Annotated in this window: 11 protein-coding genes and 2 pseudogenes; 6 read left to right on the top strand and 7 right to left on the bottom strand. The window is 67.2% G+C overall.

Annotated features, from left to right (window positions below; translation table 11 throughout):
- Positions 1-190 precede the first annotated feature (190 nt).
- Both BV908_RS12555 and dapA read left to right on the top strand, forming a co-directional pair.
- The gene (locus BV908_RS12555) at positions 191-3,637 is read left to right on the top strand and encodes an indolepyruvate ferredoxin oxidoreductase family protein (RefSeq protein WP_103738330.1); all 3,447 of its coding nucleotides are present in this window, start codon (positions 191-193) and stop codon (positions 3,635-3,637) included.
- Positions 3,638-3,756: 119 nt separating this feature from the next.
- Complete coding sequence (gene dapA, locus BV908_RS12560; protein ID WP_103738331.1) at positions 3,757-4,668, top strand: 4-hydroxy-tetrahydrodipicolinate synthase; 912 nt, start codon at positions 3,757-3,759, stop codon at positions 4,666-4,668.
- A gap of 22 nt (positions 4,669-4,690) precedes the next feature.
- On the opposite strand, the gene BV908_RS12565 is transcribed toward dapA, so the two are convergent.
- Together BV908_RS12565 and BV908_RS22770 are read right to left on the bottom strand one after the other, a co-directional pair.
- Positions 4,691-5,047, bottom strand: coding sequence for an Ldh family oxidoreductase (locus tag BV908_RS12565; RefSeq protein ID WP_246867505.1), 357 nt, complete (start codon positions 5,045-5,047; stop codon positions 4,691-4,693).
- Between the two features lie 41 nt (positions 5,048-5,088).
- Positions 5,089-5,235: pseudogene (locus BV908_RS22770) on the bottom strand (Ldh family oxidoreductase); the annotation flags it as partial.
- A gap of 241 nt (positions 5,236-5,476) precedes the next feature.
- Between BV908_RS22770 and BV908_RS12570 the strand changes: the two are divergent.
- Complete coding sequence (locus BV908_RS12570; RefSeq protein WP_103738332.1) at positions 5,477-5,815, top strand: hypothetical protein; 339 nt, start codon at positions 5,477-5,479, stop codon at positions 5,813-5,815.
- 248 nt (positions 5,816-6,063) lie between these two features.
- A pseudogene (gene bla / locus BV908_RS12580) lies at positions 6,064-6,684 on the top strand (class A beta-lactamase); the annotation flags it as partial.
- Here the strand turns inward: bla and argA are convergent.
- Both argA and BV908_RS12590 read right to left on the bottom strand, forming a co-directional pair.
- A complete protein-coding gene (argA, locus tag BV908_RS12585; protein WP_103738333.1) occupies positions 6,671-8,017 on the bottom strand; it encodes an amino-acid N-acetyltransferase in 1,347 nt (448 codons plus the stop codon). The pseudogene bla and the gene argA overlap by 14 nt on opposite strands.
- Positions 8,018-8,304: 287 nt before the next feature.
- Complete coding sequence (locus BV908_RS12590) at positions 8,305-9,453, bottom strand: acyltransferase (protein WP_103738334.1); 1,149 nt, start codon at positions 9,451-9,453, stop codon at positions 8,305-8,307.
- A gap of 561 nt (positions 9,454-10,014) precedes the next feature.
- On the opposite strand from BV908_RS12590, the gene BV908_RS12595 reads away from it, so the two are divergent.
- The gene (locus tag BV908_RS12595; protein WP_103738335.1) at positions 10,015-10,989 is read left to right on the top strand and encodes a tripartite tricarboxylate transporter substrate binding protein; all 975 of its coding nucleotides are present in this window, start codon (positions 10,015-10,017) and stop codon (positions 10,987-10,989) included.
- Between the two features lie 99 nt (positions 10,990-11,088).
- On the opposite strand, the gene BV908_RS12600 is transcribed toward BV908_RS12595, so the two are convergent.
- Entirely contained in the window at positions 11,089-11,694 is a 606-nt protein-coding gene (locus BV908_RS12600; RefSeq protein WP_041836007.1) for a class I SAM-dependent methyltransferase, read from the bottom strand.
- Positions 11,695-11,862: 168 nt separating this feature from the next.
- Here BV908_RS12600 and BV908_RS12605 point away from each other — a divergent pair, with 168 nt between their 5' ends.
- A complete protein-coding gene (locus tag BV908_RS12605; protein WP_103738341.1) occupies positions 11,863-12,210 on the top strand; it encodes an ankyrin repeat domain-containing protein in 348 nt (115 codons plus the stop codon).
- An 80-nt stretch (positions 12,211-12,290) separates the two neighbouring features.
- On the opposite strand, the gene BV908_RS12610 is transcribed toward BV908_RS12605, so the two are convergent.
- Together BV908_RS12610 and BV908_RS12615 are read right to left on the bottom strand one after the other, a co-directional pair.
- A complete protein-coding gene (locus tag BV908_RS12610) occupies positions 12,291-13,496 on the bottom strand; it encodes an MFS transporter (protein ID WP_103738336.1) in 1,206 nt (401 codons plus the stop codon).
- Positions 13,497-13,866: 370 nt separating this feature from the next.
- Complete coding sequence (locus BV908_RS12615; protein ID WP_047350851.1) at positions 13,867-15,138, bottom strand: IS256 family transposase; 1,272 nt, start codon at positions 15,136-15,138, stop codon at positions 13,867-13,869.
- Positions 15,139-15,191: the final 53 nt, after the last annotated feature.

Consider the following 15,191-nt stretch of genomic DNA (forward strand, 5'->3'; position numbering starts at 1 on the left):
GGGTGAAACTCATTCTAGGCCTTGCATTGCCGGCGGCAGAACGTGTTCCACATAGGAGACGCTATTTTATTGACTTATGTCTTCATAAGTGTCTACACTTTATGTAAAGACTGGTTCCGGGGCGGGGCAGTGACCTTGAAGCCGCGCGGGCCGGGCTGGCCAACCTATTACAGGCAAGGAGATATTCGGGATGAGCGATCTGAGCGTCGGCAGTAGCCTGCGGGCCGTGGGCCTGGAAGACAAGTACACCGCCACGCAGGGCACGGTCTACCTGACCGGCGTGCAGGCCCTGGTGCGCCTGCCCATGATGCAAAAGCGCCGCGACCGCGCGGCAGGCCTCAACACCGCCGGCTATATCACCGGCTACCGGGGCTCGCCCCTGGGCACCTTCGACGACCAACTGGTCAAGGCGCGCAAGCACCTGCAGGCGCACGACGTGGTCTTCGTGCCCGGCGTGAACGAGGACCTGGCCGCCACGGCCGTCTGGGGCAGCCAGATGGCCGAGATTGGCGGGGAAGGGCGCTTCGACGGCGTGTTCTCCATCTGGTACGGCAAGGGGCCGGGCGTGGACCGCTCGGGCGACGCCTTCCGCCACGGCAACCTGGCGGGCAGCTCCAGGAACGGCGGCGTGCTGGTGCTGATGGGCGACGACCACACCTGCGAATCATCCACCACCTGCCACCAGAGCGAGTTCGCGCTGATGGACGCGCAGATGCCCATCCTCTCGCCCGCCGGCGTGTCGGAGCTGATCGAGTACGGCCTGTACGGCTGGGCGCTGTCGCGCTATTCGGGCTGCTGGGTGGGCATGAAGTGCATCAAGGACACGGCCGATGCATCGGGCTCGGTCGAGGTCAACGAGGCCGGCCCGGCCTTCACGCTGCCCGAGCTGCCGGACGCGCCGGCGGATGGCCTGAACATCCGCCTGCCCGACACCCCGCACGCGCAGGAATTCCGTCTGGTCAACCACAAGCTGGCGGCGGTGCAGGCCTTCGCGCAGGCCAACCGCATCGACCGCGTGGCGTTCGGGCGGCGCGAGGGCGCGCGCATCGGCATCGTCACCTCGGGCAAGAGCTGGCTCGACGTGCGCCAGGCGCTGGCGGATCTAGGCATCGACGAGGCGCGCGCGCAGGCGCTGGGCCTGGCGGTCTACAAGGTCGGCCTGGTCTGGCCGCTGGAGGCCGAGGGCATTGCCGAGTTCGCCCTGGGCCTGGACAAGGTCATCGTCATCGAGGAAAAGCGCTCGCTGCTGGAAGCGCAGCTCAAGGACATCCTCTACGGCCAGGAGGGCGCCCCGCAGGTCATCGGCAAGAAGGACGAGCGCGGCGCCAAGCTGCTGCGCGTGGAGATGGCGCTGGACGCCGCCATGATCGCCCAGGTGCTGGGCCACCGCCTGGCCGAGATCGACCCGGCGCTGCTGGACGTGACCCACGCCCTGGCGCGGCGCAAGCCCGTGCTGGGCGCGGTGGACGTCATGGCGCGCAGCTTCTACTTCTGCGCGGGCTGCCCGCACAACACCTCCACGCGCATCCCTGAGGGCAGCCGCGGCTACGCAGGCATCGGCTGCTCGTGGATGGCGCAGAGCATGGACCGCGGCACGCTGGGCTACACCCAGATGGGTGCCGAGGGCATGGCCTGGGTGGGCGAGGCGCCGTTTTCCAAGCGCGCGCACATGTTCCAGAACATGGGCGACGGCACCTACTTCCACTCCGGCATGCTGGCCATTCGCGCGGCAGTGGCGGCCAAGACCAACATCACCTTCAAGGTGCTCTACAACGACGCCGTGGCCATGACCGGCGGCCAGCGCCACGACGGCCCGCTGGACCCCGTGCGCATCACCCAGCAGGTGCATGCGGAAGGCGTGGCGCGCATCGCCGTGGTGACGGACGAGCCCGGTAAATACGACGGCGTGACCGGCTGGGCGCCGGGCGTCACCATCCACCACCGCGACGAGCTGGACGAGGTGCAGCGCCAGCTGCGCGAGGTGGCCGGTACCAGCGTGCTGGTCTACGACCAGACCTGCGCCGCCGAGAAGCGCCGCCGGCGCAAGCGCGGCGAGTTCCCCGATCCGGACATGCGCCTGGTCATCAACGAGGCCGTGTGCGAGGGCTGCGGCGACTGCGGCGCCAAGTCCAACTGCGTGGCCGTGGTGCCGGTGGAGACGGAGTTCGGCCGCAAGCGCGCCATCGACCAGTCGGCTTGCAACAAGGATTTCTCCTGCCTCAAGGGCTTTTGCCCCAGCTTCGTCACCGTGCGCGGCGGCCAACTGAAGAAGGGCGTGGCCGCGGGCAAGGAGGTGCTGGACGCGCCGCTGCCCGATCCCCAGCTGCCCGACCTGGCGCAGGGCGTGTACAGCCTCATCATCACCGGCGTGGGCGGCACCGGCGTGGTCACCATCGGCGCGCTGCTGGGCATGGCCGCGCACCTGGAGGGCAAGGGCGTGGGCGTGCTGGACATGGCGGGCCTGGCGCAAAAGGGCGGCTCGGTGTGGACGCACATGCGCTTCGGCGCCACGCCGCAGGCGATTGCCGCCGTGCGCGTGGCCCCCGGCGGGGCCGATGCGCTGATCGGCTGCGACCTGGTGGTGGCCGCGGCCAGCAACACCCTGACCATGACGCGCAAGGGCGCCACCCGCGCCATCGTCAACACGCAGGAGGTCATGCCCGGCGCCTTCACGCAGAACCCGGACCTGCAGTTCCCCGGCAACCCGCTGGTCAAGACCATCGTGCGCGCCCTGGGCGAGGGCAATGTGGAGCAGGTGGACGCCGGCCGCTTGGCGCTGGCCCTGTGCGGCGACGCCATCGCCACCAACCTGTTCATGCTGGGCGCCGCCTACCAGCGCGGCATGGTGCCGGTCAGCGCGCAGGCCATCGAGCGCGCCATCGAGCTCAATGGCGCAGCCGTGAAGATGAACATCGCCGCCTTCCGCTGGGGCCGTCGCCACGCGGTCGACCCGCAGGCCGTGGCGACCAGCGCCGGCGCGGCGCCGCGCCAGCAGGCGGCCACCCTGGGCGAGGCCGTGCAGCGGCGCGTCGACTTCCTCACCGGCTACCAGAACGCCGCCTACGCCGCGCGCTTCAAGGCGCTGGTGGATGCCGTGCGCACGCACGAAGCGCGTGTCTGGCCCGGCCAGGAGCAGCTGGCGAGCGCTGTGTCGCAGAGCTTTTTCAAGCTCATGGCCTACAAGGACGAGTACGAGGTGGCGCGTCTGTACTCCGCGCCCGCCTTCCGCGAACAGATTGCCGCCCAGTTCGAGGGCGCACCGCGCCTGGCCTTCAACCTGGCGCCGCCGCTGCTGGGCGACAAGAAGCGCGAGTTCGGCGCGTGGATGCTGCCCGCCTTCGGCGTGCTGGCGCGCCTGAAATTTCTGCGCGGCACGGCGCTTGACCCCTTCGGCTACACCGAGGAGCGCCGCCACGAGCGCGCCATGGTCGATGACTTCGAAGCCCTGGTGCAGCGCCTGCTGCAGGAGGCGCGGCCCGACCAGCACGAACTGGCCGTGCAGATCGCCCAGGCGCCCATGAAGGTGCGCGGCTACGGCCACGTGAAGGAGGCCGCGCGCACCGCCTACGAGGCCGAGCTGGAGCTGCTGCTGCGGCGCCTGCAAGAGCCTCAGGTGGTGCGCATCCGCGCCGCGTAATCATCAAAATCAATAGCTGCCCGCGCTTGTATTGCAGTAGCTTTGGATTGTTTCCAATGTGAAACCATTGCATGGCAAGCGCGGGCAGCTCCTGTTTTCATAGTTCTCCTGGATTGCCCATGCCCACATCGCCCGCCGCCAGCGCGCACCTGATGCTGCCTCGCGGCAGCCTGGTGGCGCTGCTCACGCCCTTCACCGAAGACCTGCGCATCGACCTGCCGGCGCTGCGCCGCCTGATCGACTGGCATGTCGCCGCCGGCACGGCGGGCATCGTCATCGCCGGCACCACGGGCGAATGCTCCACGCTGTCGCACACCGAGCACCGCGAGCTGCTGGCCGCCGCCGTGCAGCATGCCGCGGGCCGCACGCACATCATGGCCGGCGTGGGCGCCAATTCCACGGCCGAGGCGGTGGCGCTGGCGCGCTTCGCCGAGGAATGCGGCGCGGATTCGCTGCTCAGCGTCGTGCCCTACTACAACAAGCCCACACAGCAGGGGCTGTTGGCGCACTTCACCGCGCAGGCCGACGCCGCCGCGCTGCCGCTGGTGCTCTACAACGTGCCCGGCCGCACCGTCATCGACCTGCAGGTGGACACCGTGGCCGCACTGGCGCGGCACCCGCGCATCGTGGGCCTCAAGGATGCGACGGGCGACCTGGCCCGCGCGGCCGACGTCGCCCAGGCCGTGCCGCCGGGCTTTGCGCAGTACAGCGGCGACGACTTCACCAGCCTGCCCTACCTGGCGCTGGGCGGGCAGGGCGTGATCTCTGTGCTGGCCAACGTCCTGCCGGCCGAGGTGGCCGCGCTGTGCGCCCACATGGAAGCCGACCGCCTGCACGAGGCGCGTGCGCTGTTCGCGCGCCTGCTGCCGCTGACGCGCGCCCTGTTCATGGAAAGCAGCCCCGGCCCGGCCAAGTACGCGGCGCAGCTGCGCGACCTGTGCGGCGGCGGGCTGCGCCTGCCGATGTGCGAGGTGTCATCCGCCACGGCGGCGGCGGTGCGCGCCGCGCTGCAGGCCTGGCCGGCTGCCTGATCGCGCTACCAAAAAATAGCTGTCAGCGATTGATGGGAAAGCGCTGTAGGCGTTTCCCTTCAAGCCGCCGACCTGCCAAACGCTGCGGTTCGGCCCAGGTGCCGACCGGCAGCGCCACGCCCTCCTGTAGCAAGCGTTCGCGCTGGCGGTAGCGGCGCTCACCCGGCTGGCGGGTCTGGCCCGCTCCGCCCAGGGCGCGCCAGGGTTTCGCAGCGCTCGGCGATGGCATGGCGCGCAGCGATCTGACTTCGCCAGGGGCGATGGCGCTGGTCGCCAGGTCGAACACCAGCGGGTCGTGCCCGGCGCGCGGCGCGGCAAAGGCAGTGGGGTTGGTACCGAACAGCGCCCGGGTGCCGCCGCTGGGCACCACGCAGGCCATGCTGTTGACCAGAGCCAGCGCGCCACCAAGCCGTCGCGCGCCAGGGGCTCCACGTCGGGCCACAGGGCGGCGAAGTGGCGCGGATTGCGGACGGCCAGCAGTGCGATGCCGTTGGCGCGTGCCTTGGCCATCAGCGCCAGGTAGGCCGCCTGCCAGGCTGGCTGGGCGAAGCCGTTGCCCGCATCCATGGCCAGGTAGTCGGGACACTATGGCTGTGCGAGCCGAGGGGCCTAAGACGAACAACAGCGGTACCAGGAACCCGCGTGACTTTTCTATGCATCCGTGAAAACCAGAACTTCATCACGTTGTCTGTTTTTGGGTAACTGTCTACACTTGTATAGTCAGATTGGTGAATGCTAATAGACACACCTTCTGGCCGCAGCTTATTTAGCGCGTCAAGCTTTTCAACCCCAATCCAAGGAGACAAACATGGCCGGTGTTGGTAGTGAGAAACTTTTCGAAAACGACAAGGTGATCGTGTGGAACTTCGAGTTGAAGCCAGGTGAGCAGACACCGATCCATACGCATGAGCATTCATACGTGTGGTATTCCATCCAGGGGACGGATCTGCAGGTGTTCGATGAGCATGGAAACGACCTGGGGACTCTGGAGGTCCCTACCGGGGCGGTCTATTCACTGAAGGTGGAGGACGGGTTTATCGAGGTGATGTCTGAGATTTGCAAGGGCGTCAAGATCCCTGCCAAGCACAGCGCCAAGAATGCCGGCACCACGCATTACCGTGAGATCCTCGTCGAATACAAAACTTGAGCTTCAGCGCTTGAGTTCTCCCTGAATGCGAGCTCCGGCACGGTGTGGCATCAGGCAGCCAGCCGGAATCGACGGCCCCGTCCAACGTCCATGGCATTGTTTTTAGCCGCGCCATAGGCCCTGTGTGCGGCGGGGCCGCGTCAGCCGCCCGGTGTTGTCTCGCGCAGCAGCCAGGCGCGGAACGCCTGCAGCGCCGCTGTGGGCGGGCGCGACTTGAGACGGAATAGCCAGTACTGCCGGACGCGGAGCGCAAGAGCCTGGACGCGCGCGTGGGTTTCGGCCGAGGCGACCTGGTGGAATACTCGCCGCGGACCGAGCCGCATGCAGACCGGGAGGGCATGACGGTGGCCGAGCTGTGCGAAGCCACCATGGTGCTGAGCGACAACACCGCGGCCAACCTGCTGCTGCGCCGGCAGGGCGGGCCTGCGGGCCTGACGGCGTGGCTTCGGGGGCTGGGCGACACCCACACGCGCCTGGACCGCACAGAACCCGCGCTGAACGACGTGCCGCCCGGCGAAGTGCGCGACACGACCACGCCGCTGACCATGCTGTGCACCGTGCAAATGCTGGTAATGGGCGAGGCGCTGGCGCCGCCATCGCGCGCGCAACTGCAGGCTTGGCTGCTGGGCAACGTTACGGGCGACAAGCGCTTGCGCGCCGGCATGCCGCCCGGCTGGCGGGTCGGGGAAAAGACCGGCACCGCCGAGGCCACAGCCAACGACGTGGGCGTGGTGCGGCCCGCGCCGGGGCAGGGCGCGCCGGCCGTGGTGGCCTGCTACCTGACCGAGTGCCCGGTCGCGCCCGCGCAGCGCGACGTGGCCATCGCGCAGGTAGGGCGGCTCGCCACAGCTTGGCTCAGAGCTTCTTGACCAGCACCTGGCTCTTGCGGTCCCAGTTGTACTTGCGCTTGCGTGCGTCGGGCAGCCAGTCGGGGTCCACGGGCGAAAAGCCCCGCTTGATGAACCAGTGCATGGTGCGCGTGGTCAGCACAAAGATGCTGGACAGGCCCAGCATGCGCGCGCGCTGCTCGATGCGCTTGAGCAGCTTCTCGCCGTCGCCGGTGCCCTGGCTTTGCGGGGACACGGTGACGGCGGCCATCTCGGCCGTGCCGGCCTCCGGGTAGGGGTAGAGCGCGGCGCAGCCGAAGATCACGCCGTCGTGCTCGATCACGGTGTAGGCGGCGATGTCGCGCTCGATCTCGGTGCGGTCGCGCTTGACCAGCGTGCCGTCGCGCTCGAACGGCTCGATGAGCTGGATGATGCCGCCCACATCGTCGATGGTGGCTTCGCGCAGCTCTTCCAGCTTTTCGTCGATGACCATGGTGCCGATGCCGTCGTGCACGTAGATCTCCAGCAGCAGCGCGCCGTCCACCGCGAACGGCAGGATATGGCTGCGCTCCACGCCGTGCTCGCAGGCCCTCACGCAATGCTGCAGGTAAAAACCCACATCGGTCGGCTGCTGCGCGGGCGGCAACTGGGCCAGCAGCTGGCGCGCTGCGGCCAGGGGCAGTTCGGTGTCGATGGGGTTGTCCTCGGCTTCGGGTTCCAGCGGCTGGATGCGGATGCCCGGCACTTCGGTCAGGAACAGCAGCTTGTCTGCCTTGAGCTCGGTGGCCACGCGTGTGGCGACTTCCTCCATGGCCAGGTTGAAAGCCTCGCCCGTGGGCGAGAAGCCGAAGGGCGAGATGAGCACCATGGCATCGGACTCCAGCGTGCGGCGAATGCCCTCGACGTCCACCTTGCGCACCAGGCCGGAGTGCTGGAAATCTACGCCATCGACGATGCCCACGGGTCGTGCCGTCAGGAAGTTGCCCGAGATCACGCGCACGCGCGAGCCTGCCATGGGCGTGTTGGGCAGGCCCTGGCTGAAGGCGGCCTCGATCTCATAGCGCAGCTGGCCCGCGGCCTCCTGGGCGCAGTCCAGCGCCACGGAATCGGTCACGCGCATGCCGTGCGAGTAGCGCGGGGCGTGCCCCTTGGCGTGCAGCTGTTCGTTGACCTGCGGGCGAAAGCCATGCACCAACACGATCTTCACGCCCATGGCCTGGATCATCGCCAGGTCCTGCACGATGCTCTGCAGCTTGCCCGCGGCGATGGCCTCACCCGTCAGGCCCACCACGAAGGTCTGGTGCCGGAACTTGTGGATGTACGGCGCCACGGACCGGAACCAGGGAACGAAGGTGAAGTTGAAGACCGTGGACATGGGCGGTGCGTCAAAGGGTTGGCGGTGGAGCGGTGAAAAGAGGGGCGGAGACGAAAAGCGCTCGCGGCTTCCCATGCGCCTGTACCAGGGCAGGGGCGCCAGCAAGCGCAGGCCGCAGTGTAGCGGGCTGCGCGCCGTGCCGCGGGCAGCGCGGGGAGGGAGGAGGAATGCTCCTCAAATAATAGCTGCCAGCGCTTGATTGTTATGATTTCCGAAGGGTTTTCTTCTGAAATCCACCGCGGGGAAAGCGTGGGCAGCTATTTAAATAATAGCTGCCAACCCGGCCATCAGCGTCCGCCGCGCGCCGACAGCGCCAGCGAACCACGTGCGGCAGCCGGCCGCGCCGTCCGCACGGGGGCCGGCTTGCGCTGGGCCGGGCGGGCATCGCGCCAGCGCATGGCCCAGCGTTCCACGGTGTAGTACGACAGCGCCGCCAGCGCCGCCGAGATCAGGAAGCCCAGCACCACCACGGCCGGCCACGGCAGGTCGGCGCGCAGGTAGCGCACCACGGGGTAGTGCCACAGGTAGATGCCGTACGACAGCTTGCCCACCAGCATCAGGGCCGGTGCACTCAGCATCTGGTGCAGCGCGCCGCGGTGTTGTTGCACCGCCAGCAGTACCACCAGGGCGGCGCATTCCACCACTGTCATGCCCCAGAGCATGGCGTTCATGTCGTCCCAGGACTGGGCCATCAGCAGCGGCACGGCCAGCACTACCCACATGAAATGGTGCAGCCGCTGGCGCAGCGCCTGGAACCAGGCGGGTTGCTCGTGCAGCAGCGTGGCCAGCAGGCTGCCGGCCAGTAGGCCCGTGGCGCGGGTGTCGAAGCGGAAGAAAATCTCGTAGAACTGCTGGCCCTGCGCCACCCACAGCACGCGCCAGGCCCACGCCAGCACCAGCAGTCCCAGCACCGGGCGCCACAGCGCGCCGCGCGGCGTAAAACGCGCCAACACCACCAGGAGCGGTGGCCAGACCAGATAGAAGTGCTCTTCCACCGACAGCGACCACATGTGCAGCAGCGTGTCGGGGCTGTCAAAGAAGGCGATGCCGTAGTCGGCCAGGTACAACAGGGACACCAGCGCGTCGGAATACACGTCCGTGAGGTCCGGCCACAGCAGCGGCGCGAACACGCAGTACGCCCCCAGGAACAGCGCCAGCGCCGGCATCAGGCGGAAGAAGCGGCGGCGGTAAAAACGCCAGTAGTCCAGCCGGCCGTTGCTTTGCAGTTCCTGCAGCAGCAACGAGGTGATCAGGAAACCGCTGAGCACGAAGAACAGGTCCACCCCGTAGAACGCGCCGTCGAACAGCGGCGCATGGGCGTGCGACAGGATCACCAGCAGGATCGCCACGCCGCGCAGTCCGTCCAGTGCGCTGTTGTAGGCCAGGCTCGGCGCGCGGCCGTCATGGCTGAGGGGGTTCACCCGGGGGTTGTCCATTTTGTCTGCCAAAACGCGGCACCTCCATTGCTGGGCAGGCCTGGCGCCCGCCGTGTTCATCACCAATCACATCCCGACCCGGAATGGGCTTGTCGCCAGTCCAATGCGCTGCCCAGGCCGTGCCTGGCCGCATTGCGCTGGCTGGGAGTGGTCGACACTGCCAGCCGTCCCTGGGGACGGCGCGGCACCCTTCGCTCCTGTGTCGGTAAGGCAGGCCGTGAAAGCGGTCCTGCGGTCGTGGGCACGCGCTGCGTGCCGCGCCGGATCTGCGCCCGGCCGTCGGATTCTAGGGGCCGTCCACAGGGGGCGGGTTACCAAATGTCGCTACCAATTCAGGGTGATGACTTTCGGGCGGGTGCGAAGTTCCGCTGCAAGCCACCGTGGCGTGACCGCGGGCACGCGGGGCCCATGGCGGAGACGGTGAAATTGTCTTTCCGGTTACCATCAAAGGGTTAACCCTGATGATGCGTTCGCCCCAGCGGACGCTTTTTCTTTTCTGCAAGCGGCCCTTCGCGGGCCTCGTACACCGGCCCCACAAGGGCCTTCAATGAAGGAGAGCTTATGTTCCGCAGAACCGTTCTTGCCGCTGGCGCAGTCCTGGCCCTGGCCGCAGGCGCACCCACGATGGCGCTGGCCAAGGATGCCTGGCCGGTCAAGACCATCACGCTGGTGCAGCCCTACGCACCCGGCGGCACCAGCGACATGCTGGCACGCATCATCGCCAACGAGCTGGAAAAGCGCATCACTGCCAGCGTGATCGTGGAAAGCAAGGCCGGTGCCAACGGCAACATCGCCACCGCCTACGTGAGCCGCGCCAAGCCCGACGGCGGCACCTTCCTGGTGGGCTCCAGCAGCCCGGTGGTGATTTCGCCCACGCTGTACAAGAACGTGCCCTACGACCCGGTGAAGGACCTCACGCCCATCACGCCGCTGGCCAAGGCGCCGTTCCTGCTGGTGACGGGCGCCAACTCGGGCATCAACTCGGTGGACGAGCTGCTCAAGCTCATCAAGGCCGACAAGATCAACTTCGGCTCGGCCGGCGCGGGCTCGCCCCAGCACATGATCGTGGAGATGTTCCACATGCAGGCCAAGGCCAAGACCATGCACGTGCCCTACAAGGGCTCCGCGCCGCTGGTGCTGGCCGTGATGTCCAACGAAGTGCAGTACGCCATCGACAACCCCGTGCCGCTCAAGCCGCAGATCGAGGCCGGCAAGATCAAGGCGCTGGCCATCACCAGCAAGACCGCCTCGCCCAAGTTCCCGGGCGTGAAGCCGCTGGCGGAGCAGGGCTTTCCCGGCTTCGAGGCCGAGCCCTGGTACGGCATGATCGGCTCCAAGGGCCTGCCCCAGGACCTGGCCGAGCGCATGAACAAATACGTGCGTGAGATCCTGGCCCAGGAGAACGTGAAGCAGAAGATCTCCGACCTGGGCGCCGAGGCCTATGGCCTGAGCACGGCCGACTTTGCCAAGCTGATCGCCGCCGATATTCAGAAGTGGGGCGCTGCGGTCAAGGCATCGGGCGCTACGGCGGACTAACCGCATGCAATAGGTGACAAAAAAGGCCGTGAGGATTCACGGCCTTTTTTGCGTCTGACGCCCACCGGTCAAGCGCGGGCAGCTATCAATCAATGAGCGCTACTGTCCCGGGGCCTCCAGGGCGAACAGCGGCACCTGCGCCTGGCGGCTGAGCCACAGGCCGCCGCCCATGTCGATGAAGTGCCGCGCAAGGCCGCGGCGGTACAGCGACGCGCGGTGGCGGTACAGGCGCGGGTCGGTCAGGTCTTCGTCGATGATGTCGCGCTCGTAGTCCTCGCGCGTGACGGCCTCCAGGTACAGCGCGCCGCGGCACAGGCGCCCCAGGTTGTCCAGCGCCCGCGCCAGGTCCTGCGTGCCCAGGTAAGGCAGCACGCCCTGGCAGATGACGAAGTCGAAAGGCTCGCGCGCCGTGTAGTCCACCACCGAGCCGCGCTCCCACCCGAAACGCTCGCACAGGTAGGGGCTGTACTCCACGCCCTGGTAGAGCGCGCCGGGCAGGTGGTGCTGCACCATGTCCCGCCACAGGCCGATGCCGCAGCCCACGTCCAGCACGCGTGCCACGGGCACGCGCAGGTAGTGCAGATAGCTGCAGACGAAGCTGCCCAGCCGCTGCGCATGGCCGGGGTCCACCACGCTGGTTTTCTTGTCGAAGTAGTAGCGCTGGTAGTACGCCTCGTCAAACCACTGCTCACTCGCCGATTGCACGCACGCTCCTGAAGAAGGCGGCGCCGGGCTGGGACCGCTCGCCGGGAGTATGGACCAGTCCATCGCGATGGCGGGCGGTTGCCATGGGGGGCCCCCGGTGTGCCACGCGTACTGCGGCGTCTATATTGCGCGGCAGTGCCGTATGAGAACCCGATGAAAGGAGCGCCCATGTCCGCCGGAGACTGGAAAGACCTGTACGCCGCCGCCTCCACGGGGGATCTGGCCCGGGTGCGCTATCACATCAGCGCGGGCGTGGATCCCAACTACCAGCACCCCGAGGTGCTGTGCACGCCGCTCGTCGCCAGCCTGGTGCAGGGCCACGATGCGGTGGCGCGCTACCTGCTGGAGCACGGGGCGGATCCGCACCTGCTGTCGGAGTTCGACGGGCTCACGCCGCTGCAGGCTGCGCTGCGCCATGGCCGCGGTGAGCTGGCCGCACTGCTGCGCAGCCGGGGTGCGCGCGACGTGCCGCCGCCCAGGCGCGTGGCAGCGTGGCGGCGCTGGCTGCCGTTGTAGCGCACGGGGCGTAGCGTCAAGGCGTTTTTGTGCTGTAGCGCTTACTGATAAAGCGCTGGCAGCTATAAAAAAAGGAGTAATCAGCCTTGGGTAGCGGCCCCGCGGCGCTGGCGCAGGCTCTGCCAGCCCAGCAGCGCCAGCACCACCGCCACCATGGGCAGCATGCCGGCGTTGATGCCGCCCCAGCCGACGCTGTGCAGCAACTGGCCCGAGCCGAAGGACGCCACGGCCACGGTGCCGAAGACCAGGAAGTCGTTCAGCGCCTGCACCTTGGCACGCTCGGACGGGCGGTGGCAGTCGGCCAGCAGGGCCGTGGCGCCGATGAAGCCGAAGTTCCAGCCCACGCCCAGCAGCACCAGAGCGCCCCAGAAATGGGTGAGCGCCAGTCCCATCAGCGCCAGCAGGCCCGACGCGGCAATCAGCACCAGCCCCAGGCCCGTTACGGCGCGCTTGCCCCAACGGGCGATCAGACGGCCGGTGAAGAAGCTGGGTGCGAACATGGCGAGCACATGCCACTGGATGCCCAGGGCGGCTTCGCCCACGCTGTGCCCGCAGCCCACCATGGCCATGGGAGCGGCCGTCATCAGAAAGGCCATCAGCCCATAGCTCACCACGCCCGCGATGGCCGCCACGATGAACTGCGGCGTGCGCGCGATCTGCGACAGCGGCCGCGCGCCATGCGACTCGGCACGCGGCGGCGCGGGCGGCAGGCGCAGGGCCAGCAGCAGGGGCAACGCCAGCAGCGCAAGCGCGGCCTGGCTGTAGAAACTGCCGGCGAACGGCGTGGCGGGCAGGCTGTCGCGCGTCCAGATCACCACCTGCGGGCCAATGAAGGCCGCGATCAGCCCGCCCACCATGACCCGCGATATGGCGCTGGCGTGGCGCGTGGTATCGCCCACCGCGTCGATCGCGGCGAAGCGGTAGCTCTGCACGCAGGCGCCGTAGAAGCCCGCCAGCGTCGTGCCCAGGCAGAACAGCAGGAAGTCCGACTGGCTGATGCCCCAGGCCGCGATCAAGCCCGACAGTACGCCCAGCACCGCGCCCAGCAGATAGGCCGTGCGGCGGCCCGCGCGGTGCATGAGCCATGCCGCGGGCAGGGTAGAGAGTGCCAGGCCCAGCTGGTACAGGCTCACGGGCAGCGTGCTGGCGGTAGGCGTGCTGGACAGCATCTGGCCCACCAAGCCCCCGAGCGAAATGATGATGGGGGGCGAGGCGCCACCCAATGACTGGGCGGCGACCAGTAGGCCAAGATTGCGGCGTTCAAGAGCGGTGGAAGAGGTCTTCATGGGCGGGAGGCGGCGAACAGGACACCTATTGTCTTCGCTGGATGTACGGTTCCGGGATAGACCATGCATCATTTTTCGCGGTAGATGACGCGATAAAGGATGCAGATGGTGGCATGAAGAGGGTGGGTTGTTGCAAATGAGCCCAGTTGAAGATAACTGCGTTGAAAGGGCCGGATTTTTGTGCTCTTTTGCTGAAGGTTGCGGATGTGATTTGCCTGCTTATTGGCGGAAATTGATTGGCGATAGATACTTTTTGTCGAAAGAAAAGGATTTTTAAGGGGCGTAGAATCCGCGGCGAATTGGGAGTGTCAGGATTTCTGTGTGTGAGGCTGTTGAATCCGTCACTCAATCGTGAGGCGGCTTGGTGATCTTACTGGCCCGATCTGGTAAATCGGTCCTCGTAGAGGATCGCAAATTGGTTCATCGCTGATTTCCAGTGGTTGGCCGCCCGCCCCCAGTCCGCGGTGATGTTGCGCAGCGCCAGCCAGATCAGCTTGGTGGCCGCCTCGTCGCTGGGGAAGTGGCCGCGCGTTTTGATGATCTTGCGCAGCCGTGCGTTCACGCTCTCGATGGCGTTGGTGGTGTAGATCACGCGCCGCACCTCGGGCGGGAAGGCGAAGAACGGGATGACCTTGTCCCAGGCCCGGCGCCAGGCGCTGACCACGGTCGGGAACCGCTGCCCCCAGGGGCCGGCCGCAAACGCATCCAACTCGGCCTCGGCCGCCTCGGCGCTCACCGCGGTGTAGATGGGTTTGATGGCTGCGGCCAGCGCCTTGCGGTCTTTCCATGACGCAAAGTCCAGGCCACCCCGGATCAGGTGCACGATGCAGGTCTGCAGCGTCGTCGCCGGGAACACTGCGCCCAGCGCCTCTGGCATGCCCTTGAGGCCGTCGGTGACGGCAATCAGGATGTCCTGCACCCCGCGCGTCTTCAGATCGTTGAAGACCTTCATCCAGAACTTCGCCCCCTCGGTGTTCTCGATCCAGATTCCCAGGATGTCGCGCGAGCCGTCAGGCAGTACGCCCAGCGCCAGGTAGACGGCCTTGGAGCGCACCACCGCATCCTCGCGAATCTTGACCCGCAGCGCATCGAAGAACACCACCGGGTACATCGCCTCCAGCGGCCGTGTCTGCCAGGCCGTGACCTCGCCCATCACCTCATCGGTGACACGGCTGATGAGCTCGGGCGAGACGTCCACCGAGTACATCTCAGCCAGGAAACCCTGGATCTCGCGCACCGTCATGCCGCGTGCGTACATGGCGATGATCTTGTCGTCGAAACCCGTAAAGCGCCGCTCGTGCTTGCCAATGAGCTGCGGCTCGAAGCTGCCTTCGCGATCGCGTGGGACATCGATGCGCAGCGCCCCCACATCGGTCAGTACGGTCTTGGTGCTCTTGCCGTTGCGGTGGTTGGCTGATCCGCCTGTGGGCTTGGCTTGGCCGGGCGCATAGCCTAGGTGATGACTCATCTCGGCGCCCAGCGCCCGCTCAAGAATTGACTTCTTGAACTGATCGAACAGCCCTTGGACTTGGCCCGGCGTCATGGGCCCGGTCACCAACTGGTCAAGCAGCTCGGCCGGGATGTGAAATTGCGGCTGTGCCGCCTGGTCCGCCAAAGCGGTGGGTTTGGTCTTGCGTGGCATTCATGCTCCTTGTCGACATGCTATGCCTCACACACAAAATTTCTGACAAGCTC

Origin of the sequence: Diaphorobacter sp. LR2014-1, assembly GCF_002916785.1 — a bacterium.
Taxonomy (GTDB): domain Bacteria; phylum Pseudomonadota; class Gammaproteobacteria; order Burkholderiales; family Burkholderiaceae_C; genus Diaphorobacter; species Diaphorobacter nitroreducens.

What these genes read in the sequence shown, in the direction of transcription:
- BV908_RS12555 (WP_103738330.1), top strand. Translation starts at nt 191, where the DNA reads ATGAGCGATCTGAGCGTCGGCAGTAGCCTGCGGGCCGTGGGCCTGGAA.
- dapA (WP_103738331.1), top strand. Translation starts at nt 3,757, where the DNA reads ATGCCCACATCGCCCGCCGCCAGCGCGCACCTGATGCTGCCTCGCGGC.
- BV908_RS12565 (WP_246867505.1), bottom strand. Translation starts at nt 5,047, where the DNA reads ATGGCCTGCGTGGTGCCCAGCGGCGGCACCCGGGCGCTGTTCGGTACC.
- BV908_RS12570 (WP_103738332.1), top strand. Translation starts at nt 5,477, where the DNA reads ATGGCCGGTGTTGGTAGTGAGAAACTTTTCGAAAACGACAAGGTGATC.
- argA (WP_103738333.1), bottom strand. Translation starts at nt 8,017, where the DNA reads ATGTCCACGGTCTTCAACTTCACCTTCGTTCCCTGGTTCCGGTCCGTG.
- BV908_RS12590 (WP_103738334.1), bottom strand. Translation starts at nt 9,453, where the DNA reads ATGGACAACCCCCGGGTGAACCCCCTCAGCCATGACGGCCGCGCGCCG.
- BV908_RS12595 (WP_103738335.1), top strand. Translation starts at nt 10,015, where the DNA reads ATGTTCCGCAGAACCGTTCTTGCCGCTGGCGCAGTCCTGGCCCTGGCC.
- BV908_RS12605 (WP_103738341.1), top strand. Translation starts at nt 11,863, where the DNA reads ATGTCCGCCGGAGACTGGAAAGACCTGTACGCCGCCGCCTCCACGGGG.
- BV908_RS12610 (WP_103738336.1), bottom strand. Translation starts at nt 13,496, where the DNA reads ATGAAGACCTCTTCCACCGCTCTTGAACGCCGCAATCTTGGCCTACTG.
- BV908_RS12615 (WP_047350851.1), bottom strand. Translation starts at nt 15,138, where the DNA reads ATGCCACGCAAGACCAAACCCACCGCTTTGGCGGACCAGGCGGCACAG.